The organism is Caulobacter vibrioides, from assembly GCF_002310375.3.
Taxonomy (GTDB): Bacteria; Pseudomonadota; Alphaproteobacteria; order Caulobacterales; family Caulobacteraceae; genus Caulobacter; species Caulobacter vibrioides_D.
The window spans coordinates 99,386-125,237 of the sequence record NZ_CP023315.3 but is presented as its reverse complement, the minus strand read 5'-3'; the positions used below and the strand labels follow the sequence as shown (position 1 = coordinate 125,237).

Here is a 25,852-nt window from a genome sequence, read left to right as displayed (position 1 = left end):
TCCCAGAGGGAGAGGATTTTACAGCGCTTGCCCCCGCAACAGCTTTGGCAGATCGCCCACCCCGCCGCCGGCCTCGTGCATGAAGAAGCGGCGCGCCGGGGCGATCTGGTTGACCACCGCCAGGCCCGCGCCGCGCGCCAGCCGCAGCAGCGGATTGTCGTTCGAGAAGATCCGCACGAAGGCGTCGAAGGCCAGAGCGTTGGTCACGGTGTCGAACCGCCGCCAGCGGGCGTAGCGCTCCAGCACGGCCTCGGCCCCGATGTCCTCGCCGTGGCGAACCGCCTCGACCAGCACTTCGGCGAGCGCCGCGGCGTCCTTGAGGCCCAGATTCAGCCCCTGGCCGGCGATCGGGTGCACGCCGTGGGCGGCGTCGCCGATCAAAGCCAGGCGCGGGGCGACCATGCGCTCGGCCAGCGACAGCGACAGCGGATAGACGAAGATCGGCCCCTCGATCGTCACCCCGCCCAGGAAGTCGCCGAACCGGCGCGTCAGGTGGGCGTGGAAGGCCTCGGGGCTGGCCTGACGCAGGGCCTCGCCGCGCGCGGTGCTCTCGGTCCAGACGAGGCTGGCGCGATTGTCGGTCAGCGGCAGGATGGCGAAGGGGCCGCTGGGCAGGAAATATTCGTGGGCCACGCCCTCGTGCGGGCGCTCCAGCTTGACGGTGCAGACCACGCCGCTCTGGCCATAGCTCCAGCCGATGTCGCCGATGCCCGCCGCGCGGCGCAACGACGAGCCGCGCCCCTCGGCGCTGACCGCCAGCGGGGCTGTCAGCACGCGGCCGTCCGACAGGGTCAGCTTGGCGGCGCCAGGCTCGACCGACAGGGCCTTGGCGGCCATCGGCGCGATGACGGGGATTTTCTTGTCGATCACCGCCTTGGAGAGGGCGGCGCGGATCTGGCGGTTCTCGACGAGATAGCCCAGCGGCTCGCCTTCGATGCGCCCGGAGATCTCGCTGGAGTCGAAGCGCAGGAAGGCCGGCAGCGGCTTGCGGGCCGCCGCGCCGGGCGTGCGGCCGTCGGTGACCAGGATCTGCTCGATGCGCTGGGCGTGCGGCTCCAGCGCCTGGCCCGCGCCGATCGCCCGCCACTGGCGGAACGAGGAATAGGCGATCGCCGAGCTGCGACCATCGAAGGTCGGGGCCAGCTGGGCCTCGAAGGGCTGGGGATCGACCAGCAGCGGCCGCAGGCCGCCCGAGGCCAGAGCCAGGGCCAGGGTGGAGCCGGCCATGCCGGCGCCGGCGATGATCACATCAGCGTCATGCGAAGGGGCGTTGGGGGCGCGCATGGCGGGGATATGGGCCCCGCCGCGCGCCGCTGTCCAGAGCCGGGTCCCTACTTATGGCTCTCGGCGTAGGGCGCCTTAGCGTCGTTCTTGATCAGGCCGCGCGTGGCGTCGGCCACCCCGACCAGGACGAACTGCACCGCCAGGGCGCAGAGGATCAGGCCCAGCACGCGGACGACGATGCTCATGCCGATGCGGCCCAGGAGCTTGCTGATCAGCGGCGAGGCCCAGAAGGTCAGTACGGTCACCAGCGACACGGCGGCGATCACCCCGACCCCGATGCCCATGCCCGCCGCGCCGAAGTCCTTGGCCTCGGCGGCGTAGATGATCACGGTCGAGATCGAGCCTGGCCCGATCAGCAACGGCATGGCGAACGGCACGATCAGGCGCTCGAACCGCTGCTTGGCGTAGGCGCGCGGCGTCTGGCCCTCAATGCCCTCGGCCGCGTCGGCGAACATTGTGGTGAAGTCGTCGCGCACCATGTCCAAACCGAGAATGAACAGGATGATGCCGCCGGCGATCCGGAAGGCCGGCATCGAGATGCCGAAAAACGCCAGCAGGCCCACGCCCGTGAAATAGAAGAAGACCAGGAAGGCGGCCATGAACAGGCCGATATAGACGGCCACCATCCGGCGTCCGGCGGCGGCCGCGCCCAGGGTGGCGGCGGCGAACAGCGGCACGTTGCCGATCGGGTCGATCAGGGCGAACAGGGCGACGAAGAAGTTGACGGCAAGATTGGCCTCGGTCATTCGACGTCCTTACCTTTCAGATCGCGCCTAAGCTTGTCCTTTCCTAGGGCCGACCGTCGCGCGCGCCAACCCTTGCGACCAAAACATCGGGGACTCCCATGACCGCTGACCCGCGCCTGATCGTGCCGCTCGACCTGCCCACCGTCGACGACGCCCGCGCCATGGTCGAGCGCCTGGGCGACGCGGTCAGCTTCTACAAGATCGGCCTGGAGCTGCTGGCCAGCGACGGCATGGGCCTGGCCCATGACCTGAAGGCCTCGGGCAAGTCGATCTTCCTCGACTGGAAGCTGCACGACATCGGCGCGACCGTCGAGCGCTCGGCCCGGGTGCTGGCGACCAGCGGCTGCGACCTCCTGACCGTCCACGCCGAGCCGCAGGTGATGAAGGCCGCCGTCGCGGCGCGCGGCGACTCGTCGTTGAAGATCCTGGCCGTGACCGTGCTGACCAGCCTGACCGACGCCGACCTTGAGGAGATGGGCTACGCCTTCAACGCCCGCGACCTGGTCGAGCGCCGCGTGCGCCAGGCCCTGACCTGCGGCGTCGACGGCATCGTCTCTTCCCCGCATGAAGCAGCGCTCGCCCGCGAGATCGCCAACGCGGCGGGCCAGCCCGACTTCCTGATCGTCACCCCGGGCGTGCGTCCCGAATGGTCGGCCAAGAACGACCAGGCCCGCGCTGCGACGCCCGCAGATGCGCTCCGCGCCGGCGCCACCCACCTGGTCTGCGGCCGACCGATCACCGCAGCCAACGACCCGCACGAGGCGGCGCTGAAGGTGGTGGCGGAGATGGCGGGGGTTTGATCTCTACCCCTCCCCTCGATGGGGAGGGGCAGGGGTGGGGTGACTGCGGCGGTCAATGCCGCGCGACGTCAAAGGCGGCATCACCCCCATCCCCAACCCTTCCCCCATCAAGGGGGAAGGGCGATCACTTCACCACCAACCCCACACCCCGCGCGCGGGGGTCCGGCTCAGGAACCGGCGTGCGGTCCAGCACCTGGATCGCCTCGACATCGCCGCTGAAGCTTTCGGTCCAGCTATAGCCCCGCGCCTCCAGCGCCGCCCTCAGGTCAGCCGAGGGCGGGCCCGAGCGTTCATAGAAGATCACGTTCTGCGGCAACAGCTGGTGGTGGAAGCGCGGCGCAGCCTGGGCGGCCTTCAGGCTCAGACCATGGTCATAGACATTGGCCAGCACCTGGAAGACCCAGGCGAAGATCCGCGAGCCGCCGGGCGTGCCGATCACCATGGCCACCCGGCCGTCTTTCGTCAGGATCGTCGGGGTCATCGAGGACAAGGGTCGCTTGCCGGGCGCGATGGCGTTGGCCGCCCCGCCGACCACGCCGAACATGTTGGGCGCGCCGGGCTTGGCCGAAAAGTCGTCCATCTCGTTGTTGAGGATGAAGCCCGCGCCCTCGACCACCACGCCCGAGCCGAACGAGCCGTTCAGGGTGTAGGTGTTGGAGACGGCGTTTCCCCACTTGTCGACGATCGAATAGTGGGTGGTCTGGTGTTTCTCCAGACCCGGCCGCACGGCCTTGGTCGCCGAAGGCTTGTCGGGATCGACCTCTTTAGCGCGCCGCGCCACATAGGCTGGGTCGATCAGGTTGGAGACCGGAACCTTCACGAAGTCCGGATCACCCAGATACTCGGCCCGGTCGGCGTAGACGCGCTTTTCGATCTCGGCCAACAGGTGGACATACTGCGGATCGTTCAGGGCCACCCCTTGGAACATCGGCGCCAGGTCCTGTTTCATCAGCAGAAGCTGCATCAGGGCGATCCCGCCCGAGCTGGGCGGCGGGGCGGTGATCACCTCATAGCCGCGCCACTGAGCGACCAGCGGCGTCCGCCAGGCCGCCTTGTAGGCCGAAAGGTCGGCCTTGGTGATCAGGCCCTTCACCGGGCCCCGCGCCATCTGGGCGACGATCAGGTCGGCGGTCTGGCCCGTATAGAAGGCCTTGTCGCCGTCCCGGGCGATCCGCTCCAGGGTGGCGGCCAGCTCGGGCTGCTTGAACAGCGTTCCGGCCTTGTGCGCCGGGAAGTAACTCCGAAAGTTGGCCTTGGCGAATTCCGCCGGCGGCTCGTCGGCCAGCACGCCCGCCAGATGGGCATCGACGACGAAGCCGTCGCGGGCGTAGCGGATGGCCGGCGCCAGCACCCGCGCCCAGGGCAGCTTGCCAAAGCGCTGGTGGGCCATGGCCAGGCCCCGCACCGTGCCGGGCACGCCCGCCGCCAGACCGCCGTACAGCGACAGGCCCTCGACCGGCTCGCCATCGGGACCCAGATACATGTCGGCCCTGGCCGCCGCCGGCGCGGTCTCGCGGTAATCGAGGAAATAGGGCTTGCCGTCCATATAGACGGTCATGAACCCGCCGCCGCCCAGATTGCCGGCTTCGGGATAGGTGACGGCCAGGGCGAAACCAGTGGCCACCGCCGCATCGACCGCATTGCCACCGGCCTTGAGGACCTCCTGCGCCGCCAGCGCGCCGTAGCGATCCGGGGCGGCCACGGCGCCCGCCTCCAGCGCCCGCATCGCCGCGGCGGACGACCTGGGCGCAGCCTCGACGCTCGGCGCGACCAGCAGAAGCGCCGCCGACAGCGCAGCGGCGAGGTGAGCAAACAGGCGCAAGGCGGCCTCCAGGATTTCGTCCGTCCACGCTAGCGGATGGGCGCGTGCGAGCAACGGTCTTGACGATCCGCAGGCAAGCTTGTGGCGCGCGCGAGACACGGGAAAGGCGGATGGTCGACGAGGTTAAGAGAATAGCTAACGGCCGCCCCAGTTAAATCCCATTATTCCTGTAGGATTATAGCGGTATCGGTTTTCCCAGACTTCAACCGAGGGGATCGGACATGTCTTTCACCCAGCGTAACGACGCGACCAAGGCGCTGCTGCTCGCAGCGCTACTCTGCGGCGGCGCCAGCGGCGCTTATGCAGGTGTGAGCGAGGACACGACGGTCGTCGTCGCCGCATCGACCGCGCCAGACGGCGCCCAATCCGACGGCTCGAACGTGGCCGGCGCGACGGTGGAGGCCCTGACGGTCACCGCTCGTCGCCGGTCCGAGACCGTGCAGTCGGTGCCGCTGGCAGTGTCGGTGGTCGGGGGCGACCGCCTGGATGGAACGGGATCGTTCAATGTCGGCCGCCTGCAGCAACTGACGCCGACCCTGCAGTTCTACTCGTCCAACCCCCGCAACACGGCGGTGAATATCCGGGGCCTGGGCGTGCCGTTCGGCCTGACCAGCGACGGCTTCGAGCAGGGCGTCGGCATCTATGTCGACGACGTCTATAATTCGCGGGTCGCCACCGCGACCTTCGACTTTCTCGATGTCGACCGCATCGAGGTGCTGCGCGGTCCGCAGGGCACGCTGTACGGCAAGAACACGACCGCCGGCGCGATCAACATCACCACCCGCCAACCGACCTTCGACTTCGAGGCCAACGCCGAGGTCTCGCTGGGCAATCTGGACTACAAGCAGGCCAAGGCCGCGATTTCGGGACCGCTGAACGACAAGCTCGCCGCGCGTCTGGCGGTGTCCAGCACCCATCGGCGCGGCACGATCTACAACGTCACCAGCCGCCGCTACATCAACGAGCAGGACAATCTGGGCCTGCGCGGTCAACTGCTGTTCAAGCCGAGCGAAGACCTGGCCGTGACCCTGGCCGCCGACTACAGCCGCCAGGACCCCGAGGGCTTCGCCCAGATCTATGTGCGCACCGGCGCCACCCAGCGGGCGTTGAACCGCCAGTACGCGGCTTTGACGTCCGCCCTGGGCTATGCGGTCCCCAGCACCAACCCCTTCGACCGCGTCACCGACGTCGACGCCGAGCTCAACGCCGGCAACAAGGTCGGCGGCGCCTCGGCCAAGGTGGTCTGGAACCTCGCGGGCGGGACCCTGACCTCGGTCACGGCCTGGCGCTTCTGGGACTGGAAGCCGCAGAACGACCGCGATTTCCTGGGCCTGTCGATCGTAGCCAAGTCGCAGAACCCCTCGCAGCAGGACCAGTACAGCCAGGAACTGCGGTTCAACCGCTCATGGGACGCCCATGACCTGGTAGTCGGCGCCTTCGCCTTCCACCAGCGCATCGACACGCAAGGCACCGAGCAGCAGGGCGTCAGCGCCAGCCGCTGGAACATCACCCCCAGCAATGTCCTGTCCAACGACCCCACCGTCCTGGCGGGCCTGACGGCGCTCAACACCCAGTGGCTGAAGAGCACGAGCTTTGCGGTGTTCGGCCAGCTGAGCTGGAAGGTCACCGACGCCTTCACCCTGACGCCGGGCGCGCGCCTGAACTACGACGAGAAGTCGGGCTTCTATGAGCGCAGGGTGGTCGACGGCCAGGGCGTGCCGGTTCTGCTCACCGACACCGGCGCGCGCCGCGCGGCCCAGCTGGCGGTCTACACCCCGCAGGTCAGCGCCCCCAGCTTCGACGACTGGAACTTCACCTACGACCTGTCGGCCAGTTACCAGCTGAACCGCGACGTGCTGGCCTACGCCACCTACGCCAAGAGCTTCAAGACCGGCGGCATCAACCAGAACGGCCTGCCGACCGACGCGGCGGGCAAGCCGATCGAAGCGGCGGGCGCGATCAAGCCCGAGGACATCAACCACTTCGAGGGCGGCCTGAAGACCCAGTGGCTGGACCGCACCCTGACGGCCAACCTTGCGGTGTTCCGCAGCGACATCAAGAACTACCAAGCCACGGTGACCAACGGTCAGCTGGGCGTGCTACGCGGCTATCTGGCCAACGCCGGCAAGGTGCGCACCCAGGGAGTGGAGCTGGACTCGGCCTATCGGCCCAATGCCCGCTTCTCGACCTATCTGAACGCCGCCTACACCGACGCCAAGTATGTGCGCTTCGTCGACGCGCCGTGCCCGCCGGAGCTGTCGGGCGGCACGGTGGCGACGGGGACGCAGGTTCCGGGTCCGGCCGGGGTGGCGGGCGCGCTCAGCCCCGCCAACTGCGACGTCTCGGGTCAGCGGCTGCCCGGCGTCTCGAAGTGGAGCGTGGCCTTGGGGGCCGAGGCCAATGTTCCGGGCGATTTCCTGGGCAAGACCGGCGAGTTCTATGTCGGCTATGACGGCAGCTACCGCAGCAAGTTCTCGTCCAACCCCTCGCCCTCGGCCTACACCTGGGTCGACAGCTACACGATCGCCAACTTCCGGGCCGGCTTCCGCACGCCCGAGGGCTTCAATCTCTATGGCTGGGTCCGCAACGCCTTCGACGAGAACTATTTCGAGCAGCTGGCCGTGGGCCCCAGCAACACCGGCCTGATCGCCGGTCAGCCGGGCGACCCGCGCACCTGGGGCGTCACCCTGCGGGCGTCGTTCTAGCTAAGGCCCCGTGCGCCGGTGTCGCCGCTTGTCGCTCAGAAGTCGACGGCGACGCCCTTCTTTTCCCAGTCGCCGAAGCGCGTGGGTTCGGGGCCGTCTCGGCCGCCCTCTTCCGGCGGCAGGGACATGGCAGCCTCGGCGGCGCGGCGGGCGGCGGCTTCCTCCAGCGCGCGGCGCGCGGCGGGGGTCAGGGTCTTGCCGGGCGCGGCGCCGGGAACCTCGGGGGCGGCGTCCGTCTCTGGGGTCGGGGTGTCGGTCATGGCGGCTCCTTGCCTCGTCGATATAGAGCGATCCTGGCCGCCGACAATCGTTCACGCACACCCGGTGTGGCGACAATAGACTTGCGTCCGGGCGCGTCCCGAGGCACGGCGGGGCGGTGACTCAAGAACTCAACGACGGCCTCCCCGCCCGGGAAGCCGCGCTTACCCTGATTGACGCCGCCCTGTCGCGGCGCGGCGGCCTCGACGAAGCCGCGTCGGCCAACGGCTTCCGTTTCCTGGAGCCGCGCGAGCGCGCGTTCGCCCGGGCCCTGGCCATGGCCGTGCTGCGCCACCTTGGCCCGATCGACCGCGCCCTGACGGCGCGCCTGCAGAAGGCCCCGCCGGATCGGGTGATGCATCTGCTGCGCCTGGGCGCCGCGCAGGCCTTCTATCTGGAAGTGCCCGCCTTCGCCGCTGTGGCCACCTCGGTGGAGCTGGCGGGCGCCAACAAGACCAGCCGCCCGTTCAAGGGCCTGGTCAACGCCGTGCTGCGCGGCCTGCTGCGCGATGCGCCGCCGGCCGATGATCCCAGCCTCCTGGCGCCGCCGTGGCTCTATGCGCGCTGGGTGTCGGCGTTCGGCGAGGCCACCGCCCGCCAGATCGCCGGCCAGATCGCCATCGAGCCCGCCACCGACCTGTCGGCCAAGCCCGACGCCGACCTTGCGCCGCTGATCGAAGCTCTGGAGGCTGAGGTCCTGCCCGGCGGGACCCTGCGTCTGCGCCGCAAGGGCGACGTGGCCGCCTGGCCGGGTTTCGAGGACGGGACCTGGTGGGTGCAGGACGCCGCCGCCGCCGTGCCCGCCCGCCTGCTGGACGTTCAGCCGGGCGCGAGCGTGCTCGATCTCTGCGCTGCGCCGGGCGGCAAGACCCTGCAGCTGGCCGCTGCGGGCGCGCAGGTCGTGGCGCTCGACCGCTCGGCCGCGCGCCTCAAGCGGCTGTCGGAGAACCTGACCCGCACCGGCCTCTCCGCCGAGGTCGTCGCCGCCGACGCCGGCGCCTGGGACGATGCGCGGACCTTCGACGCCATCCTGCTGGACGCCCCGTGCAGCGCCACCGGCACCTTCCGCCGCCACCCCGACGTGCTGTGGGCCGCGCGGCCCGGCGACGTGGCCAGCCTCGCCGGCGTGCAGGCCCGCATCCTCGACGCCGCCGCTGATCGCCTGAAGCCCGGCGCACGCCTCGTCTACTGCGTCTGCTCGCTGGAGCCCGAAGAGGGCGAAGCCCAGGTCGAGGCGTTCCTGGCCCGCCGCAAGGATGTCGTGCTGGAGCCGATCACCGCCGCCGAGGCGCCGTCGGCCGGCTTCCCCGAGGCCAGCCTCACTCCGCGCGGGACCCTGCGCCTCTTGCCGCACCACCGCGACGACGGCCAGGACGGCTTCTTCGCTGCGCGGTTTCGTAAGGTCTGACTGTCTTCCCGGCGAAAGCCGGGATCGCGGCAAGCTTGAGCATTTCCTGTGGTCCCGGGTCTTCGCCCGGGATGACAGAAGGGGTTTGGCCCGCTATCCCAGGTTCATGACCGCGCCGATCATCGCCCCCTCCATCCTCGCCTCCGACTTCGCCAAGCTCGGAGAGGAAGTCGCCGCCATCGAGGCGGCCGGCGCCGACTGGGTGCACGTCGATGTGATGGACGGCCACTTCGTGCCCAACATCACCCTAGGCCCCGACATCGTCAAAGCCATCCGGCCGCACGCCAAGATCCCGTTCGACGTGCACCTGATGATCAGCCCGGCCGATCCGTATCTGGAGGCCTTCCGCGCCGCCGGGGCCGACATCATCAGCATCCACCCCGAGGCCGGCCCGCACCTGCATCGGTCCCTGAAGCGCATCCGTGAGCTGGGCGCCAAGGCAGGCGTGGTGTTCAATCCCTCGACCGGGATCGACCACATCGAGTGGATCCTCGAGGACGTCGACCTTCTGCTGGTCATGTCGGTGAACCCGGGCTTCGGCGGCCAGAGCTTCATTCCGGGCCAGCTGCGCAAGGTCGAGGCCCTGCGCAAGCTGGTCGACAAGGCGGGCCTGGACATCATCATCGAGGTCGACGGCGGGGTCACCCCGGTCACGGCCCCGCAGTGCGTGGCCGCCGGGGCCACCGCCCTCGTCGCCGGCTCGGCGGTGTTCAAGGGCGGCCCCGCCGCCTACGCCGACAACATCCGCGCGCTGAAGGGCGGCTGACGGATCGCGATGGCCGGCAAGCCCCCCGTCCTCGGCCTCGCCCTCCCCGCGCTTCCGCGGGGCGGCGTGCTGTGGAAGGCGATCCGCGCCGAGTCCGCCAGGCATGTTGAGCGCGAGTGGTTCGGCTCTGGGCCCCATCGCCTGAAGATCGCCCTGCCCCGGCCAGAAGGCCTGTCGGCCCGCCCTCACGATCCGCGTCCCGTCGATGTCGCCCATGGCCAGAAGATCCTGGCCGGGACCCTGGCCTTGGACGGCGGTTCGCTGCGGCTGGGCCCGGACGGCGATCCGTTCGACACCGCCAGCCCCTCGCGCCGCTTCGCCGTCAGCCTGCACCGCTTCGACTGGCTGCCCGACCTGGTCGCCGCCGGCCCGAACGGCGCCCGCCGCGCGCTGCGCCTGATCGACGACTGGCGGCGGGTGTTCAGCAAGTGGAACGCCTTTTCCTGGAGCGCCGAGTGCATCGAGCGGCGCGTCCATCACCTGGCCTGCGCCGCCAAGAGCCTGGCCGCCGAGGCCAGCGACGCCGAGGTCGCCGACCTGATCTTCGATCTCGCCCGCCAGGGCCGTCACCTTCTGGAGATCAAGCGCAGCCCCGAACGCGCCCTGGAGCGCGCCGCCGCTGCGGGGCTGGCCGGTTGCGTCCTGGCCGGCAAGCCGGGCGAGCAGCTGATCGACAAGGCCCTGAAGGTCCTGGTCCCCCGGCTGGACGCCATGGTGCTGGGTGACGGCGGCCACGCCACCCGCAGCCCCGAGGCCGGGGTCGAGCTCCTGTTCGACCTCTTGACCCTCGACGACGCCCTGGGCCAGCGCGGCCGCCCCAGCCCCGAGGCCCTGTCACGGGCCATCGACCGGCTGTCCAGCGCCACGCGGTTCTTCACCCTGGGCGACGGACATCTGGCGGCCTTTCACGGCGGCGAGACCGTCGGCCCGGCGCGGATCGCCGCGGCGCTCGCCCATGACGACGCCGGCCCGCGCAGCCTGAACGCCGCGCCGCACAGCGGCTATCACAAGATGATCGGCGGCAGCCTCGAGGTGATCGCCGACTGCGGTACGCCCCCGGCAGGCCCCCTGAGCGTCAACGCCTGCGCCCAGCCGGCGGCGCTGGAGATCGTCTGCGCCAAGGACCGCCTGATCACCAGCTGCGGCTGGAGCCCCGAGGCCGCCGGCGCCCACGCCTTTCGACTGTCGGACGCGGCCTCGACCGTCAGCGTCGGCGAGGGCTCGGCCGGCCGGCCGCTATCGGGCTTCCGGGCCAAGGCCCTGGGGCCCTGGCTGGTCGACGGCGCGGTCAAGGTCGAGGCCAAGCGCCACGACGACGTCGGCGGCGTCTGGCTGGACATCGTCCACGACGGCTGGCGGCATCTGGGCCTGACGCACGCTCGTCGCCTGTTCCTGGACGCGGTGCATGACGAGCTGCGTGGCGAAGACAGCCTCTCGCCCCTGGCCCTCGACCCCAAGGCCGCGGAAGGCCCGCGCCGCTACCTGCCCTTCGCCGTGCGCTTCCACCTGCACCCCGAGGCCCGCGCCTCGATCGCCCGCGACGGCAAGAGCGTGCTGATCCGGGGGCCCAACAATATCGGCTGGTGGCTGCGCAACGACGCCGTCGACGTCGAGATCGCCCCCAGCGCCCACTTCGACCACGGCCTGGCCCGCAAGGCCGGCCAGATCGTGCTGAAAAGCCAGGTCCGCCCCGAGGTTGGGGCCAAGATCCGCTGGAAACTGACCAAGGCCGAGGGCTAGGCGACATGGGTTTTTCCCGCCCTCGCCCCCAGGATCCTGGCCGCACGCACCAGGCGCCGGAATACACCGACGACGAGATTTCGGAAGTGATCGCCGCGCTGAGCGCCGACGAGCCGGACCTGCTGGCCATGCTGGAGCGCGAGGCGCGGACGCCGGGCAGCGTGGCGATGGCGGACTATGACGACGTCTACGACCGGATGCTAACGTACCTGTTCGAGCACGGGTTCGTGCACACGCATGTCGAGATGGCGATGGTGTTTCGGGCGGTTAGGGAGCGGATGGAGACAGCCCGGTAGGCACGAAGCCGAAACTGCGCGCACCTTGTAGTTGCTTCCAATTAGCGCAAAGCTAAGTTGAGCTATATGGGGGACTAGATGGCGAGAAAGCCTGTCGCTGAAAAGCCTGTCGCTGAAGCACCGGAAGCAACTCAACCGGAGGCAACCAAGGATCGGCGTGAGATCCCTGGAGGCTTTCCGTACACTCAGGCACCAGGAGTTTTGAAAAAAGCAGTGGCTCGACTGCTGATATCTGAGCGCCCCCCGCATTTTGACACTGACTTTCTAAGTACCGTTCTCGGGGCCAGCGGAGGCTCCGCGCGACCTATTGTTCCTCTGCTGAAGAGAACTGGGCTACTAACATCAGATGGCACTCCAACCGAACGTTATGCGCAATTCCAATCGGATTCGAAACGCTCTCAAGCCGCGTTTGAAGCGCTGAAATCAGGATGGCCTGAGCTATTTAGGAAAAATCGTTACGCCCACAAACTTAATCGATCTGAAGTCGACGACCTCTTCGTCGAGATAACCGGCCTCACTCGTACTGATCCGATATTTAGAGCAATTACAAATACATACGACGTATTTAGGGAGTATGCGAAAGATGCGGCCATAGGTCCTGAAGGCACCCCAGAGTCAGAAACACCCAAGGCAGATCAGAAACACTTCACGCCACCCGCACCAGCGATCCAAAAAGGCGGGTTCAGCATTGGACTTTCAAATCAAATAAACATTGTCCTGCCAGAAACCACAGATATCAATGTATATCACTCTATATTTAAGGCTCTTAGAGAGAGCCTTTTACAATGAGCGAGAATGATATACGGCTATTCCTTTACAACTGCGCCGTTGTAAACTCTGACATTAGAAATGTTAATCCAATAACTCCGTCAGATAAAACATTGAATCCTGGAAATTCAGGAGACGAACTCAACCCACTGATAAAGCATTTTGAGCAAAAGGATCGCGACCAGGCAGCCTTTATGGCAAAATGGTATGTCCTTTTTTATCTTCTCGAAAACGATATTCGAAGTTTAGTTAGAGATACTTTATCCATAAAAGATAAAAACTGGTGGGATAATTGCGTTCCAGAACCTGTACGCAGAGACGTCGAATCGAATAGAAATCGCGAAAGAGACTTTGGGTTTCAACTCCGCTCAGATGACCCTCTAGATTACACGACATTTGGACACCTTGGGGACATCATACGGGAGAATTGGGACGCATTTGGCGGCGTTCTCACAAGCGTGAAAGCCGTTGGAAGAGTTATGGCGACTCTAAATACGTTGAGAGGGCCGATTGCTCACTGTGGAGTACTCGCTCCTGATGAAGTTGAGCGCCTCAAACTCAGCGTTAGAGATTGGACCCGACTTCTGTCTGGCCAAGGTTAAAAGCGAACGCCCATAGCGAGAGCCCACCTTAAATCGCTTGGAGGCAGTAGCGTGCTGGGCCGGCCGGGTTGGTCAAGGACCGCCCGCCGGGCGGCCGCGCAGCGGCGATGCGGAGCGTCGTCCTTGAGGAACCCGAACGGGCCAGCGACCGTCGCGCCGTGAGATGGGAGGGGGGGCTCGGCTCGCGGGCGAGAGAGCAGCCAAAAAACACGTGTCATCCCGGCCGAAGCGCAGCGTAGAGCCGGGACCCAGGGGGTGACGAAGCACGGTGCGCGCCGCCCCTGGGTCCCGGATAGCCTCTGCGAGGCTTCCGGGATGACGCCGTTGGGTGATCGGGCTGAAGACCCCCTCTCTCATAGAGAGAGGGTGAGCACGGGGATTCAGCGCGCTCTATCCTCGGCGTTCGCGGAATCGAGCCCCACGAAATCAATCACTTGTCGATTCTACACCTCGCTGAATGATCCGCGCTCAGCACCGCCCCATACTGAACTCATCCCCGTCGCGGGGGAGGGCGTATGGATCCGGCCCAATACGGCGGCGGGGCTAGGTTGAGCGGGGCCGCGTGGGCGCGCTCTCGGTTCGGGTGGTGGTCTGTTCGTGGATAGATCCGGGACCACACGAAGGCCGGGACGTTAGCCGAGCGCGGAGCGACAGGGCGGTGATCGTACAAGCCGCCTATCGTGGATCGTCGGGCTGGACACGGGTGTAGCCGCTCCAGTTGGTCCGCGCCCGTCCGGGGGCTCTTGGGGTCCCGAGCTGAAAGACGCTCACGCCCCCCTTCCTCACGGACAAGAACAACCTGGCGGAGCGGACAGTCGAGCCGAAACGCAAAACAACACTCACGGTCTCCGGGTTCGCCCGGCCGCTCCGTCGCCTCCCCATGAACTTCAGCGAGCGATCGCGTGAAGCGGCGGACGCACGCCCCAAATCCTCCCCCCAGCGGGGGAGGTGTCGGCTCGAAGAGGCGACGGAGGGGGAAAGGGCAAGGTCAGCAGGACTTCCCCCTCCGTCCGCTGCGCGGACACCTCCCCCGCTGGGGGGGAGGATTGATCACCCCATCCCCGACCCTTCCCCATCAAGGGGAAGGGAGGATTTCTAGAACGCCGCGCTGACGATGGTTCCGTCCGGCATCAGGGCGGCGCGTTTCAGGCCGCTGGAGACGAAGGGCATGGCGATGTTTCCGTCGCGATCCACCGCGATCAGTCCGCCGTGACCGCCCAGCGCCGCGACGCTGTCGATAGCCGCCTGGGCGGCGGCGTCCAGCGCCTGGCCGCCGAAGCGGACGCGGTGGGCGATCTGGGCGGCGACGGCGGCGCGGATGAAGTATTCGCCCTGGCCGGTGCAGGAGACCGCAGCGTGGCCGTCGGCCCAGGCCCCGGCGCCGATGATGGGGCTGTCGCCCACCCGGCCGGGCCGCTTGCCGAACACCCCGGCGGTGGAGGTGGCGGCGGCCAGGCGCCCTTCGCCGTCGCGGACCACGCAGCCGACGGTGCCGGTGGGCAAGGCATCTGGCGGATGGTTGTCCTCGAAGGCGCCGGCGCGGGTGAACCAGGCGTCGGGGTCCTCGACCGTCTCCAGGCCCTGGTCGCGGGCGAAGGCGATGGCGCCCTGGCCGGCCAGCATGACGTGGGGGGTGTGCTCCATCACCGCCCGGGCGACCAGGATCGGGCTCTTGAAGCCCTGCAGGGCGGCGACCGAGCCGGCGCGCAGGGTCGGGCCGTCCATCAGGCTGGCGTCGAGCTCGTACTCGCCGTCGGCGTTGGGCGAGGCGCCCTTGCCGGCGATGTAGAGGCCGCTGGCCTCGAGGCCGACCACGGTCTCGACCGCCACGTCCAGGGCGTTGGCGCCGGCGGCCAGGCGATCGCGGGCGGCTTCGACGAGGCCGCGCATGTGGGCGATCTCGACGCCGTAGTCGCGGCCGCGCTTGGCCCCGGCGCCGCCGTGCAGGGCGAGACTAAAACGTTTGTTTGACATTCTGCTTCCTTGGCTCGGCGTCCCGCGCTAGCGTCCGGGCTCTTAGCGAAGAACGTCCTTTTAGCGAAAAGATTTGGGGAGAGGCGATCATGAAGGCAGTGCTCAGCAAGGAAGTCGGCGGTCCCGAGACCCTGGTGCTGGAGGAGCTGCCCGATCCCGTCGCCGGCGCAGGCCAGGTGCTGATCGACGTCAAGGCCTGCGGGGTCAACTATCCCGACGTCCTGATCATCGAGGACAAGTACCAGTTCAAGCCGACCCGTCCGTTCGCCCCGGGCGGCGAGGTGTCGGGCGTGATCTCGGCGGTCGGCGAGGGCGTGACCCGCTTCAAGGTCGGCGACCGCGTGCTGGCCTCGACCGGCTGGGGCGGCTACGCCGAGAAGCTGGCCCTGGAAGAGGGCCGCTGCACCCATATCCCCGACAACATGCCCTTCGACGAGGCGGCCGCCTTCGTCCTGACCTACGGCACCTCGTACTACGCGCTGAAAGAGCGCGGCGTGCTGAAGGCCGGCGAGACCCTGCTGGTGCTGGGCGCGGCCGGGGGCGTGGGCCTGGCGGCCGTGGAGCTGGGCAAGGCCATGGGCGCCAAGGTGATCGCTGCGGCCTCCAGCCAGGAGAAGATCGACCTGGCCATCAAGCACGGCGCCGACAGCGGCGTCGTCTATCCGCGCGGCCCGTTCGACAAGGACGGCCAGAAGGAACTGGCCAACCTGATCAAGGGCGCCTGCGGCCGGGACGGCTGGGACGTGGCCTATGACGCGGTCGGCGGCGACTATTCGGAGGCCACCATCCGCGCGGCGGGCTGGAACGGCCGCTTCCTGGTGATCGGCTTCCCGTCGGGCATCCCGAAGATTCCGCTGAACCTGACGCTGCTGAAGTCGTGCGACATCGTCGGCGTGTTCTGGGGCGCGGCGGTGGCGCGCGACCCCAAGGGCCACGCCCAGAACCTGAAGGAACTGATGGATCTCTACGCCGCCGGCAAGATCCGTCCGTACGTCTCTGAGCGCTTCCCGCTGGCCCGCGCCGGCGAGGCGATCGCGCACCTTTCCAGCCGCAAGGCGATGGGCAAGGTGGTCATCACCGTCGACTGAAGGGGATGTCGAAGACGTGGTTAAATCCCGCTAAGTATCCTTTTTAGCGAAGGAAACAGGATATCTCCGCAGAATGTCTCCAAGACTAGGAGACTCTGCGGAGATGTTCGTTCCCCAGGAGCAGAGCGGCCTCAACGAGGCCGCGCCGGCCGCCCCGCGCCGCCCTTACCGGCTGTCGCGGCGTCCCGAGGAGCGCGTGCGCGTGCTGGGCGGGACCATGGATCTGGTGCGCCCCGAGGAGGTCTTCCACTTCGTCACCGGCAAGCTGGAGGCGGGCCAGAGCGCCATCGTCGCCAACCACAACCTCCACAGCCTATACCTGATCGGCAAGGACCACCGGATCGGCGACTTCTACAAGGCCGCCGACCTGGTCGAGGTCGACTCGGTGCCGCTGATCTTCTGGGCGCGCTTGGTGGGCCGCGCCAGCCGCCGCTTCCATCGCTGCACCTATCTGGACTGGCGCGACGCCTTCTGGGCCCTGGCCAGCGAGAAGGCCTGGAAGGTCTTCTTCGTCGGCGGCGCGCCGGGCGTGGGCGAAAAGGCCGTCGAGCGCATCCGCCAGGACTGGCCGAACGCGCGCATCGAGACCCATCACGGCTATTTCGACGTGACCCCGGGCTCGGCCGAGAACGAGGCGGTCGTGGCGAAGATCCGCGACTACGCCCCGGACATCGTGCTGGTGGGCATGGGCATGCCGCGCCAGGAGATCTGGACGCTGGAAAACCACAAGGCCTACGGCCCGGCGGCGAGTTTCACCGTGGGCGGCGCTTTCGACTACGAGGCCGGCGTCCAGAAGGCCGCGCCGCGCTGGATGGGCCCGCTGGGCATGGAATGGCTGTTCCGCCTGATGTCGGATCCCCAACGCCTCTTCTCTCGCTACTGCATAGAGCCCTGGTCGCTGATCGGCCCGGCCGTCGGCGACGTGGCCCGGGCGCTGTCCCGGCGTGTCGAGACGAGCGAGTCCCGCGCCGCGGAAAACGCGCGCTGGGAGCAGATCCGCGCTCGCAACGAGGCGGCGCGCTAACATGACCGCTCCAGTGGGCGCCGTTCGCGGCGGGAACGTCATGCTGTTGAACTTCAGGGGGCTTGAAGTCTGATGGGCCTGGATATCCGTGTCATGACGCTGGAGGCCAAGGAGCGCTCCAGCCTGGCCCATCGCGGCGTGGCCGCCTTGGGCCTCGTGGGCTTGGGCCTGGCCTGGGCTGTGCTGCTGACGCCTTGCCTGCTCTGGCTGGCCGCCAACCACCTGGGGCGACGCCTGCAACCCCTCGTCCGACGCCCCGCCCCGGAAGCGCTCAAAAGCTGAGCCCAGAGCCGCGAAGCCCCTAGCCAATCCCGGCTTGCTCCGCGAATATGATCATTGATCACTGACCCGCGTGAGGTCGGGACGCGGAGGGAAGTACGATGGTCGGACGTCTGGACGGCAAGGTGGCCGTCATCACCGGTGGCTGCTCGGGCATCGGGCTTGGAACGGTCGAGCTGTTCGTCGCCGAGGGCGCCTGCGTGGTCGCCGCCGACCTGCAGGACGAGAAGGGGCGCATGCTGGAGCAGCGCTTCCCCGACACGGTCCGCTTCTCGCGCTGTGACGTCACCTTCGATGACGATCTGGCCAAGACCATGGCCCTGGCCGAGAGCAGCTTCGGGGGCCTGGACATCCTCTTCAACAACGCCGGTCACGGCGGCACGCCGGCGGGCGTGTCCGAACTGAGCGCCGAGGCCTGGGACAAGACCTTCGCCCTCCTGGTGCGCGGGCCAGCCATGGGCATGACGCACGCTCTGCCGCTGATGCAAAAACGCGGCGGCGGCTCGATCATCAACACCGCCTCGATCGCCGGGCTGCAGGCGGGCTTTGGTCCGCTGGCCTATTCCTCGGCCAAGGCGGCCGTGATCCACATGAGCCGTTGCGCCGCAGCCGAACTGTCGCCGCAGAAGATCCGGGTCAACGCCATCTGCCCGGGTCTGATCGCCACCTCGATCTTCGGCGCCTCGATGGGCCTGCCGCGCGAGGTCGCCGACCAGATGGCCGCCCAGATCGAGTCGATCGGCCCAAAGATCCAGCCGATCCCCAAGTCGGGCCTGCCCGAGGACATCGCCGCTGCGGCGCTCTATCTCGCCAGCGACGACTCGCGGTTCGTGACCGGCACGCACATCGTGGTCGACGGCGGCATCACCGTCGGTCCGCGCAGCGCCTGGGACGTCAATACGCCGTCACCAATCCTGGCGGCCATGGGCATCACGCCTGAGCAGGCCGAGCAGATGCGGGCCCAGTTGCTGACGGCTGGCGCGACCGGGTGACGCTCAGTCCCAATCTGCGCGGCGCGCTGTGGATGCTGGCCTCTGCGGTCGGCTTCACGGTGATGACGACCCTGATCAAGTTCCTGGGCTCGGACTATCCGGCGGCCCTGCAAACCTTCTACCGGCAGCTGGCGGGCGTCCTCGTCCTGCTGCCGCTGATCGCCAGAGACTGGCGCGGCGCCTTCCGCACGACGCGCCCTGGCATCGTGATCTTTCGATCCAGCGCCGGCGTGCTGGCGCTGATCATGAGCTTTTACGCCTATCAGAAGCTTCCGCTGGCGGACGCCAACGCCTTGTCGTTCACGCGGACGCTGTGGCTGGTGCCGCTGGCGGGTCTTGTGCTGCGCGAGCCGATCGGGCCACGCCGGATCGGCGCGGCGCTGGTGGGCTTTGTTGGCGTGCTGATCATGTTGCGGCCCGGGGCCGGAGGAGTCGAAGCCTGGCTTGGCTGGCCGCAACTCTGTGCCTTGGGCGCGGCGTTCCTGTTCGCCCTGACGATCACGGGCATGAAGGTCATGACCCGCGACCACAGCCCGTTCGTGCTGTTGGTCTATGCGGCGGTGCTGGGCCTGGTTTTCTCGATACCGCCCGCCCTTTTTGTGTGGCGCTGGCCGACCTGGCCCGACCTTGGACTGCTGGCCGCCATGGGTGTCATCGGCACATTGACCCAAGGGGCCTACATCAAGGGTATGGAGGCGGGGGAAGCGGCCGTCATGGCGCCGATCGACTACACGCGACTGGTGTTCGCGGTGATTGTTGGCCTTCTGCTGTTCAATGAGATCCCGCGGACCGCGACGGTGGTCGGCGCAGTGATCGTGGTCGGCTCCACGCTGTTCATCTCATGGCGCGAGCACCAACTCGCCAAGCTCGCGGCGAAAAAGTCGCCCTGAAGGCGGCGCCGCTGTCGCAAGGTCATCGGGGCGGAAACACGGTGCGTCCTTCCGCCGGCGCGTCAAAGCCGCTAGCGATGACGCGTGGCTTTGAGGGACCTGGATGCAGACCGTTCTGGTGACTGGCGGCGCTGGCTATGTCGGCTCGCACTGCTGTCTGGCCTTGGCCGAGGCCGGCTTTCGCCCCGTCGTGTTTGACGACCTGTCGAACGGCCATCGCGAGCATGTCCAGTGGGGTCCTCTGGAGGTGGGCGATATCCGTGACGCCGCGCGCCTGGACGCAGTGTTCGCCGCCCATGCGCCGGTGGCCGTCCTGCACTTCGCCGCCCGCATCGAGGTCGGCGAGTCCGTCAAGAACCCTGGGGCTTTCTTCGACAACAATGTCGGAGGCGCGATCACGCTGATCGAGGCGGCCCGGCGCGCTGGCGTGAACGCTCTGGTGTTCTCCTCGACCTGCGCGACTTTTGGCGATCCAGTCCATCTGCCGATGAACGAGGCGCACCCTCAGGCGCCGCTCAATCCCTATGGCCGCAGCAAGCTGATGGTCGAGCAGGCCCTGGCCGACTACGATCGATATGTCGGCTTCAGAAGCGCGGTGATGCGATATTTCAACGCCGCCGGCGCCGATCCACAGGGCCGCATCGGCGAATGGCACGAGCCTGAAACCCACGCCATTCCCCTGGCGATCCAGGTGGCGCTGGGCCAGAGGCGGCATTTCACGATCTTTGGCGACGACTACGACACGCGTGATGGCACCGCCGTGCGGGACTATGTCCACGTCCTCGACTTGGCGGACGCTCACGTCGCGGCCCTCAAGCGCCTTCTCGCGGGGGGATCGTCGGAGAGCTACAATCTCGGGACCGGAACCGGGACGACAGTTCGGGAGCTGGTCGACGGCGTGGGAAGGGCGATCGGTCGCACCCTGCCGTTCGAGGTCGCGCCGCGCCGGCCGGGAGACGCTCCCGTCCTGGTCGGCGACCACGCCAAGGCGAGGACACAGTTGGGGTGGAAGCCCTCGCGAGACCTCGACACCATTCTCGACAGCGCCTGGCGATGGCACCGCAAACGCTCCGAACTCGGATATTGAGCGCCTCGCCGGGAAACTCAGAAAGGGTTTATTCGTAACTCTTCCGGTAGCCCTAAAGGTAAGTGACCCTTGGGGGCGTTGCGTGTTCAAGTTTCTGACCTGCCTGACGACGCAGCATGACCTGCGACTTGTGATCGTCGCCGGCGTCGTTTGCCTGGCGGGTTGCTTCACGACGTTTCGTCTCTACTCGCGGATGCGCGGCGCGCGCGGCGTCGTTCGGGCCGCATGGCTGCTGTTAACCGGTCTCGTCGCGGGCTCCAGCGTCTGGGCCACCCACTTCATCGCGATGGTCGCTTTCACGCCGGGGCTCAAGACGGGCTACAGCCCGACCGGCACTCTGATGTCGCTGATGATCGCGGCGCTCTTGATGGCCAGCGGCTTCGCGGTGGCCTCAGCGCAACGCAGCACCACGAACGATTTCGCCGGCGGAGTGCTGATCGGTCTTGGCGTAGCCGCCATGCACTATATGGGCATGTCGGCTTTCGTGACCCAGGGCCAGCTGGTCTGGGAACATGCGACCGTTGGTCTTTCAGCGATTCTTGGCGTCTGCGGGGCCACCGCCGCCCTGGTCGTGGCGGGAACGGCGCGGACGATTCGTCGCCAGGCGATTGGTGGGGGCCTACTGTGCCTGGGCATCGTGCTCCTGCACTTCACCGGCATGTCGGCGATCACGATCCTGCCGGACGCCGCCGTAGTGGTCCCTGACCAGCTGCTGTCCGGCGGCATGTTGACCCTGGCCGTGGGCTCGATCACCAGCATGATCATCCTGGGCGGCCTTGGCGCCGTCGCGATCGAATCCCAGACCTCGCGTTCGGCGCTCGAACGCATCCGTCGTCTCGCCAACGCCGCCTATGAAGGCCTCGTGGTCGTCCAATCGGGCCGCATCAACGACGCCAACGCCGCCTTCTGCGAGCTGGCCGGCGCGCCGCTGGCGGAGCTGGTCGGACGGCCCCTCTTTGGCGAGATGCTGACGTTCGACGAAGCGGGCCCCAATCGCGATGACGTGCGGCGCGAGGGCCACCTGCGGCCCGTGATCGGCGGACGCGAAATCCCGGTCGAAGTCTTCTCGCGCCTTATGGACGACGGCGCCCGAGCCGAGACCTCGGGTCTCACGGTGCTGGCCGTGCGCGACCTGCGCGAACGTCGGGCCGCCGAAGAGAAGATCCGTTACCTGGCCGAGCATGACGGCCTCACCGGTCTGCCCAACCGAAACTCGCTGCAGATGCGCCTGGCCGTGGCGATTGATCGGGTCGAGGCCTCCGGTGAAAGCTTGGCGGTCATTTGCGTCGACTTGGACCACTTCAAGGAGGCTAACGACCAGCACGGCCATCTGGCGGGTGACGCCTTGCTGGTCGAAACGGCTCGTCGACTGCAAGCGGCCGTGCATGCGCCGTCCTTCGCCGCCCGTCTCGGCGGCGACGAGTTCATTGTCGTGCAGATCGCCGGCGGCGATCAGCCGACCGCCGCCGCCGAGCTCGCGGGTCGATTGCTTGAACTGCTCGCAGCGCCCGTCGCGGTCGACGGCCAGGAACTGGCGTCAGGGTCGAGCCTCGGCGTGAGCCTCTATCCCGACGATGGCAGGACCACCGAGGCCCTGATGGCCAACGCGGACATGGCCCTCTACCGCGCCAAGGAAAGCGGTCGCGGCGCCTATCGCTTCTTCAAGCGCGAGATGGACGACACGATCCGTGAGCGCCGCAATCTGGCGCGCGATCTTCGCCAGGGCATCGCCGACAACGAACTGGTCGTCCACTATCAGCCCCTGGCCCGGGCCGCCGATGGCGAGGTGTGCGGCTTCGAGGCGCTCGTTCGATGGCGCCATCCGACGCGCGGCATGATCCCCCCACTCGACTTCATCCCCGTGGCGGAGGAGAACGGTCTGATCGAGGCGCTGGGCGACTGGGTCCTGCGTCGCGCCTGCGCCGATGCGGCCGACTGGGAGAAGCCGCTGCGCATTGCGGTCAATCTCTCGCCGATCCAACTGCACAATCCCGCCCTGCCCAGCCTGGTGCACGAGGTGCTGATCACGACGGGCCTGTCGCCCTCGCGCCTGGAGCTGGAGATCACCGAGACCGCGCTCTTCAAGGACTATCAGCGCGCGCTGGACAATCTTCGTCGGTTGAAGGCGCTCGGTGTGCGGATTGCGATGGACGACTTCGGCACCGGCTTCTCGTCGCTGTCGACGCTGCAGTCGTTCCCGTTCGACAAGATCAAGATCGACAAGAGTTTCGTCGAGAACATCCATCGCCATGACCGCGCCACCGCCATTGTTCGCGCGGTGCTGGGCCTGGGCCGCAGCCTTGAGATCCCGGTTGTCGCCGAGGGTGTCGAGACCGAGGAACAGATTCTGTTCCTGAGAGGAGAGGACTGCGCTGAACTGCAAGGCTATGCGATCGGGCGGCCGGCGCCCGTCGACTCCTTGACGGCATGGACCATGGCGAACCCGCCGGTCGAGATCAGCCCGAAACGCAGAACCAGGCGCTCGGCCTAGACCATCCGATCAGCGACGACGGCGACGGCTCACCCCGCCGCTGAGGCCGCCCAGAAGCCCGCGCATCAGCTCGCGCCCCGCCTGCGAGGCGACCGTGCGAACCAGGGTGACCGCGAAGGCCTCAACCATGGTCTGGCGGCCCGAGGCGCGAGGGCGGCTCTCGCGCGCTTCGCGGGCGACCTCCCGCTCCCGCACCTTGGCCTCGGCGGCGGCGCGCTGATCGGCTTCGGCCTCTTCACGATCGGCTGCGGCCTCGCGCTGCGCCTCTGCGGCGCGCCCTTGCAGAATTTCATAGGCGGAGTCGCGGTCTTCGGCGGTGTCATAGACCCCCGCCACCGGGCTTTGAGCCTGCAGCGCCGCGCGCTCTTGGGGCGTGAGCGGGCCAAGACGAGAGGCTGGCGGGCGGATCAGAGTCTTCTGGACGATCCGGGGCGCGCCCTTCTCGTCAAGCGTAGACACCAGCGCTTCGCCCACGCCTAGCGCCTGGATGGTTTCAGCCGTGTCGAAGCCGGGATTGACGCGGAAAGACTGCGCCGCCGCCTTCAAGCCCTTCTGATCGGCGGGCGTGTAAGCGCGCAGGGCATGTTGGACGCGTGCGCCGAGCTGGCCCAGCACGGCGTCGGGAATATCCGCCGGATTTTGGGTGACGAAATAGATCCCAACACCCTTCGAACGGATCAGCCGCACCACCTGCTCGATCTTCTCCAGCAGCGGCTTGGGGGCGTCGTTGAACAGCAGGTGCGCTTCGTCGAAGAAGAACACCAGCCTTGGCTTCTCCGGATCGCCGACCTCGGGCAGGACCTCGAACAATTCCGAAAGCAGCCAGAGCAGGAAGGTCGAGTAGAGCTTGGGCGACTGGATCAGGCGGTCTGCGGCCAGCAGGTTCACATAGCCGCGCCCCGCCACGTCGGTCCGCATCAGGTCCGACAGATCAAGCGCAGGCTCGCCGAAGAAGTACTCGGCGCCCTGGGTCTGCAGCGTCAGCAGCTTGCGCTGGATGGCGCCGATCGTCGCCGGCGCGACATTGCCGTACTGGGTCCCGATCTCGTCGGCGTTGTCGGCGACATACTTCAGCGCGGCCTGCAGATCCTTCAGATCCAGCAGCAGCAGTCCGTCCTTGTCAGCGACGTGGAACGCGATGGTCAGCACGCCTTCCTGCACGTCGTTCAACTCGAGCAACTGAGACAGCAGGAGCGGTCCCATTTCCGAGATGGTCGTGCGGATCGGGTGTCCCTTTTGGCCAAACAGGTCCCAGAAGATCACCGGCGGCGCGGCTGGCGCCAGGACGAAGTCCATCGAAGCGGCGCGGGCCAGCATCTTTTCGTTGGGGGTTCCGGGCATGGCGAGGCCCGAAAGATCACCCTTCACATCGGCTGCGAACACCGGAACGCCGGCCTCCGAGAACGCCTGCGCCAGCACCTGCAAGGTCACGGTCTTGCCCGTGCCCGTGGCGCCCGCGACGACGCCGTGCCGGTTCGAGCGATCGAGCCGCTGCGTGACCGGGCCTTCGCCAAGTCCGACCAGGATCTCGTTCTCGCCGATGGACAACGGCATGGGCAAACTCCTTACATCGATGCGCATTCGACCCTAAACGGGGCCTTGCGCCGCGCCAATCGGGGCGGGCACTCTCGACCGCGTATCTGGAGAAATTTTACAAATGCCGGCTCCCGCCCCGCCGTCGGTGACGACGCGCAACGCCATGGTCTTCCTCGCCGTGATCGCGGGCGCGGCGACCCTGAAGTGGATGCAGGACATCCTGACGCCCCTGGCGCTGGCGGTTTTCCTCGCCTTGATGATCGACAGCTTCGCCCGTGTGCTTACCGAACGGACGCCGCGCTTTCCCCGCAGGCTGGCCTCGCCGACCGCAATCGTGCTTTTGCTCCTGCTGTTCGGCGTCTCGATCTGGATCGTCGTCGACAATGGCAAGGAGTTCTTCGATCACTCCTCGCAATACATCGACAGCCTCAACGCGATCATCGCCAAGTTCACGCCGACGGTGGCGCGTCTGGCGCCGGGCCTCGAACTCTCGGTGGCGCCGACCATCGGCGACCTGGTCAAGCAATGGAACCCGCAGCGCTACTTCGGCGATGTGGCCCAATCCTTCAACAGCTTCGCCACCAGCGCCGTCCTGGTCCTGATCTATCTGGGCTTCATCCTGGCCTCGCGCCGCGGCTTCGCCCGCAAGATCGTGGCCCTGTTTCCGCACCACGCCGAGCGGGAGACGAACATGAAAATGTTCCAGCGCATCCGCGACGGCGTCGAGCAGTACCTCTGGATCCAGACGGTCACGGGATTGATGATCGCGGTTTCGGCGTTCGTCGTGATGATGCTGGTGGGCTTGGACAACGCCTTCTTCTGGGCGTTCCTGATCTTCCTGGCGGCGTATATCCCGATCCTCGGCGGCGCGGTCGGCTGCTTCATGCCGCCCATCTTCGCGCTGATCCAGTTCCCTGACAGTCTCTGGCCGGCGGTCATCCTCTTCGCTGCGCTTCAGGGCATCTTCTTCGTCGTGGGCAATGTCATTCTTCCGCGCATGCAGGGCGACAGCCTGAACATGGACCCGACGGTGGTTCTGCTGTCCCTCGCGGTTTGGGGCGCTTTGTGGGGCGTGCCCGGAATGTTCCTGTCGACCCCCCTCACCGTCGCGGCCATGGTCATTCTCGCCCAGTTCGAGGGCTCGCGCTGGATCGCGATCCTCTTGTCCGAGGACGGCGATCCTCAAGGCATCCCCGAGGTCCCAGCGTCCGCCACCAAGCAAAAGAAATGAACGCCCCCCTTAAACAGCGTCCTGCGGCGCCTATCTCTAACCTGTCCGGATCCCCCACCCGGACA

At 67.4% G+C, this 25,852-nt stretch carries 22 protein-coding genes; 16 read left to right on the top strand and 6 right to left on the bottom strand.

Going from position 1 to position 25,852, the window contains the following annotated elements; genetic code table 11:
* Positions 1-18: 18 nt before the first annotated feature.
* Positions 19-1,284, bottom strand: a complete 1,266-nt coding sequence (locus tag CA606_RS00560) for a UbiH/UbiF/VisC/COQ6 family ubiquinone biosynthesis hydroxylase (RefSeq protein ID WP_096052879.1) — start codon at positions 1,282-1,284, stop codon at positions 19-21.
* 47 nt (positions 1,285-1,331) lie between these two features.
* A complete protein-coding gene (locus CA606_RS00555) occupies positions 1,332-2,030 on the bottom strand; it encodes a MarC family protein (protein WP_096052880.1) in 699 nt (232 codons plus the stop codon).
* A 98-nt stretch (positions 2,031-2,128) separates the two neighbouring features.
* On the opposite strand from CA606_RS00555, the gene pyrF reads away from it, so the two are divergent.
* A complete protein-coding gene (pyrF, locus tag CA606_RS00550; protein ID WP_096052881.1) occupies positions 2,129-2,830 on the top strand; it encodes an orotidine-5'-phosphate decarboxylase in 702 nt (233 codons plus the stop codon).
* 124 nt (positions 2,831-2,954) lie between these two features.
* Here pyrF and ggt read toward each other — a convergent pair whose 3' ends face one another.
* On the bottom strand, positions 2,955-4,652 hold the full coding sequence (ggt, locus tag CA606_RS00545; RefSeq protein ID WP_096053928.1) for a gamma-glutamyltransferase: 1,698 nt from the start codon (positions 4,650-4,652) through the stop codon (positions 2,955-2,957).
* Between the two features lie 221 nt (positions 4,653-4,873).
* Between ggt and CA606_RS00540 the strand changes: the two genes are divergently transcribed.
* Positions 4,874-7,357, top strand: a complete 2,484-nt coding sequence (locus tag CA606_RS00540; RefSeq protein WP_181242718.1) for a TonB-dependent receptor — start codon at positions 4,874-4,876, stop codon at positions 7,355-7,357.
* 35 nt (positions 7,358-7,392) lie between these two features.
* On the opposite strand, the gene CA606_RS00535 is transcribed toward CA606_RS00540, so the two are convergent.
* Complete coding sequence (locus tag CA606_RS00535; protein WP_096052882.1) at positions 7,393-7,617, bottom strand: DUF1674 domain-containing protein; 225 nt, start codon at positions 7,615-7,617, stop codon at positions 7,393-7,395.
* Positions 7,618-7,733: 116 nt separating this feature from the next.
* On the opposite strand from CA606_RS00535, the gene CA606_RS00530 reads away from it, so the two are divergent.
* The 6 genes from CA606_RS00530 (at position 7,734) to CA606_RS00505 (ending at position 13,195) form a co-directional block, all read left to right on the top strand.
* Positions 7,734-9,023, top strand: a complete 1,290-nt coding sequence (locus tag CA606_RS00530; RefSeq protein ID WP_096052883.1) for an RsmB/NOP family class I SAM-dependent RNA methyltransferase — start codon at positions 7,734-7,736, stop codon at positions 9,021-9,023.
* A 106-nt stretch (positions 9,024-9,129) separates the two neighbouring features.
* Positions 9,130-9,789: a ribulose-phosphate 3-epimerase gene (gene rpe, locus CA606_RS00525; protein WP_096053930.1), complete on the top strand. Its 660-nt coding sequence runs from the start codon at positions 9,130-9,132 to the stop codon at positions 9,787-9,789.
* A gap of 9 nt (positions 9,790-9,798) precedes the next feature.
* The gene (locus CA606_RS00520) at positions 9,799-11,529 is read left to right on the top strand and encodes a heparinase II/III family protein (RefSeq protein ID WP_096052884.1); all 1,731 of its coding nucleotides are present in this window, start codon (positions 9,799-9,801) and stop codon (positions 11,527-11,529) included.
* Between the two features lie 5 nt (positions 11,530-11,534).
* Positions 11,535-11,825: a hypothetical protein gene (locus tag CA606_RS00515; protein WP_096052885.1), complete on the top strand. Its 291-nt coding sequence runs from the start codon at positions 11,535-11,537 to the stop codon at positions 11,823-11,825.
* 78 nt (positions 11,826-11,903) lie between these two features.
* Entirely contained in the window at positions 11,904-12,614 is a 711-nt protein-coding gene (locus CA606_RS00510) for a DUF5343 domain-containing protein (protein ID WP_181242717.1), read from the top strand.
* Positions 12,611-13,195, top strand: a complete 585-nt coding sequence (locus tag CA606_RS00505; RefSeq protein WP_181242716.1) for a Swt1 family HEPN domain-containing protein — start codon at positions 12,611-12,613, stop codon at positions 13,193-13,195. The genes CA606_RS00510 and CA606_RS00505 overlap by 4 nt, the downstream gene beginning before the upstream one ends.
* Positions 13,196-14,290: 1,095 nt before the next feature.
* Here the strand turns inward: CA606_RS00505 and CA606_RS00500 are convergent.
* Positions 14,291-15,169, bottom strand: a complete 879-nt coding sequence (locus tag CA606_RS00500) for an isoaspartyl peptidase/L-asparaginase family protein (protein WP_096052886.1) — start codon at positions 15,167-15,169, stop codon at positions 14,291-14,293.
* Positions 15,170-15,258: 89 nt separating this feature from the next.
* Here CA606_RS00500 and CA606_RS00495 point away from each other — a divergent pair, with 89 nt between their 5' ends.
* From CA606_RS00495 to CA606_RS00465, 7 genes are all read left to right on the top strand, one after another.
* A complete protein-coding gene (locus CA606_RS00495) occupies positions 15,259-16,257 on the top strand; it encodes an NADPH:quinone oxidoreductase family protein (protein ID WP_096032149.1) in 999 nt (332 codons plus the stop codon).
* A 103-nt stretch (positions 16,258-16,360) separates the two neighbouring features.
* On the top strand, positions 16,361-17,281 hold the full coding sequence (locus CA606_RS00490) for a WecB/TagA/CpsF family glycosyltransferase (RefSeq protein ID WP_181242715.1): 921 nt from the start codon (positions 16,361-16,363) through the stop codon (positions 17,279-17,281).
* Between the two features lie 72 nt (positions 17,282-17,353).
* On the top strand, positions 17,354-17,563 hold the full coding sequence (locus CA606_RS00485; protein WP_096052888.1) for a hypothetical protein: 210 nt from the start codon (positions 17,354-17,356) through the stop codon (positions 17,561-17,563).
* A gap of 98 nt (positions 17,564-17,661) precedes the next feature.
* A complete protein-coding gene (locus tag CA606_RS00480) occupies positions 17,662-18,552 on the top strand; it encodes an SDR family NAD(P)-dependent oxidoreductase (RefSeq protein ID WP_096052889.1) in 891 nt (296 codons plus the stop codon).
* On the top strand, positions 18,549-19,442 hold the full coding sequence (locus CA606_RS00475; RefSeq protein ID WP_096052890.1) for a DMT family transporter: 894 nt from the start codon (positions 18,549-18,551) through the stop codon (positions 19,440-19,442). Before CA606_RS00480 ends, CA606_RS00475 begins: the two co-directional genes overlap by 4 nt.
* A gap of 103 nt (positions 19,443-19,545) precedes the next feature.
* Positions 19,546-20,529 carry a UDP-glucose 4-epimerase GalE gene (gene galE / locus CA606_RS00470; protein WP_096052891.1) on the top strand — a complete coding sequence of 328 codons (984 nt, stop codon included), beginning with the start codon at positions 19,546-19,548 and terminating at the stop codon, positions 20,527-20,529.
* Between the two features lie 82 nt (positions 20,530-20,611).
* Positions 20,612-23,020, top strand: a complete 2,409-nt coding sequence (locus CA606_RS00465; protein ID WP_096052892.1) for a bifunctional diguanylate cyclase/phosphodiesterase — start codon at positions 20,612-20,614, stop codon at positions 23,018-23,020.
* Positions 23,021-23,029: 9 nt separating this feature from the next.
* Here CA606_RS00465 and CA606_RS00460 read toward each other — a convergent pair whose 3' ends face one another.
* On the bottom strand, positions 23,030-24,574 hold the full coding sequence (locus CA606_RS00460) for a helicase HerA-like C-terminal domain-containing protein (protein ID WP_096052893.1): 1,545 nt from the start codon (positions 24,572-24,574) through the stop codon (positions 23,030-23,032).
* A gap of 103 nt (positions 24,575-24,677) precedes the next feature.
* Between CA606_RS00460 and CA606_RS00455 the strand changes: the two genes are divergently transcribed.
* Positions 24,678-25,787 carry an AI-2E family transporter gene (locus CA606_RS00455; protein ID WP_096052894.1) on the top strand — a complete coding sequence of 370 codons (1,110 nt, stop codon included), beginning with the start codon at positions 24,678-24,680 and terminating at the stop codon, positions 25,785-25,787.
* Positions 25,788-25,852: the final 65 nt, after the last annotated feature.

What these genes read in the sequence shown, in the direction of transcription:
- CA606_RS00500 (WP_096052886.1), bottom strand. Translation starts at nt 15,169, where the DNA reads ATGTCAAACAAACGTTTTAGTCTCGCCCTGCACGGCGGCGCCGGGGCC.
- CA606_RS00520 (WP_096052884.1), top strand. Translation starts at nt 9,799, where the DNA reads ATGGCCGGCAAGCCCCCCGTCCTCGGCCTCGCCCTCCCCGCGCTTCCG.
- CA606_RS00485 (WP_096052888.1), top strand. Translation starts at nt 17,354, where the DNA reads ATGGGCCTGGATATCCGTGTCATGACGCTGGAGGCCAAGGAGCGCTCC.
- CA606_RS00505 (WP_181242716.1), top strand. Translation starts at nt 12,611, where the DNA reads ATGAGCGAGAATGATATACGGCTATTCCTTTACAACTGCGCCGTTGTA.
- CA606_RS00540 (WP_181242718.1), top strand. Translation starts at nt 4,874, where the DNA reads ATGTCTTTCACCCAGCGTAACGACGCGACCAAGGCGCTGCTGCTCGCA.
- CA606_RS00455 (WP_096052894.1), top strand. Translation starts at nt 24,678, where the DNA reads ATGCCGGCTCCCGCCCCGCCGTCGGTGACGACGCGCAACGCCATGGTC.
- CA606_RS00495 (WP_096032149.1), top strand. Translation starts at nt 15,259, where the DNA reads ATGAAGGCAGTGCTCAGCAAGGAAGTCGGCGGTCCCGAGACCCTGGTG.
- CA606_RS00510 (WP_181242717.1), top strand. Translation starts at nt 11,904, where the DNA reads ATGGCGAGAAAGCCTGTCGCTGAAAAGCCTGTCGCTGAAGCACCGGAA.
- CA606_RS00490 (WP_181242715.1), top strand. Translation starts at nt 16,361, where the DNA reads ATGTTCGTTCCCCAGGAGCAGAGCGGCCTCAACGAGGCCGCGCCGGCC.
- rpe (WP_096053930.1), top strand. Translation starts at nt 9,130, where the DNA reads ATGACCGCGCCGATCATCGCCCCCTCCATCCTCGCCTCCGACTTCGCC.
- CA606_RS00555 (WP_096052880.1), bottom strand. Translation starts at nt 2,030, where the DNA reads ATGACCGAGGCCAATCTTGCCGTCAACTTCTTCGTCGCCCTGTTCGCC.
- CA606_RS00460 (WP_096052893.1), bottom strand. Translation starts at nt 24,574, where the DNA reads ATGCCGTTGTCCATCGGCGAGAACGAGATCCTGGTCGGACTTGGCGAA.
- CA606_RS00535 (WP_096052882.1), bottom strand. Translation starts at nt 7,617, where the DNA reads ATGACCGACACCCCGACCCCAGAGACGGACGCCGCCCCCGAGGTTCCC.
- CA606_RS00560 (WP_096052879.1), bottom strand. Translation starts at nt 1,284, where the DNA reads ATGCGCGCCCCCAACGCCCCTTCGCATGACGCTGATGTGATCATCGCC.
- CA606_RS00515 (WP_096052885.1), top strand. Translation starts at nt 11,535, where the DNA reads ATGGGTTTTTCCCGCCCTCGCCCCCAGGATCCTGGCCGCACGCACCAG.
- pyrF (WP_096052881.1), top strand. Translation starts at nt 2,129, where the DNA reads ATGACCGCTGACCCGCGCCTGATCGTGCCGCTCGACCTGCCCACCGTC.
- galE (WP_096052891.1), top strand. Translation starts at nt 19,546, where the DNA reads ATGCAGACCGTTCTGGTGACTGGCGGCGCTGGCTATGTCGGCTCGCAC.
- CA606_RS00480 (WP_096052889.1), top strand. Translation starts at nt 17,662, where the DNA reads ATGGTCGGACGTCTGGACGGCAAGGTGGCCGTCATCACCGGTGGCTGC.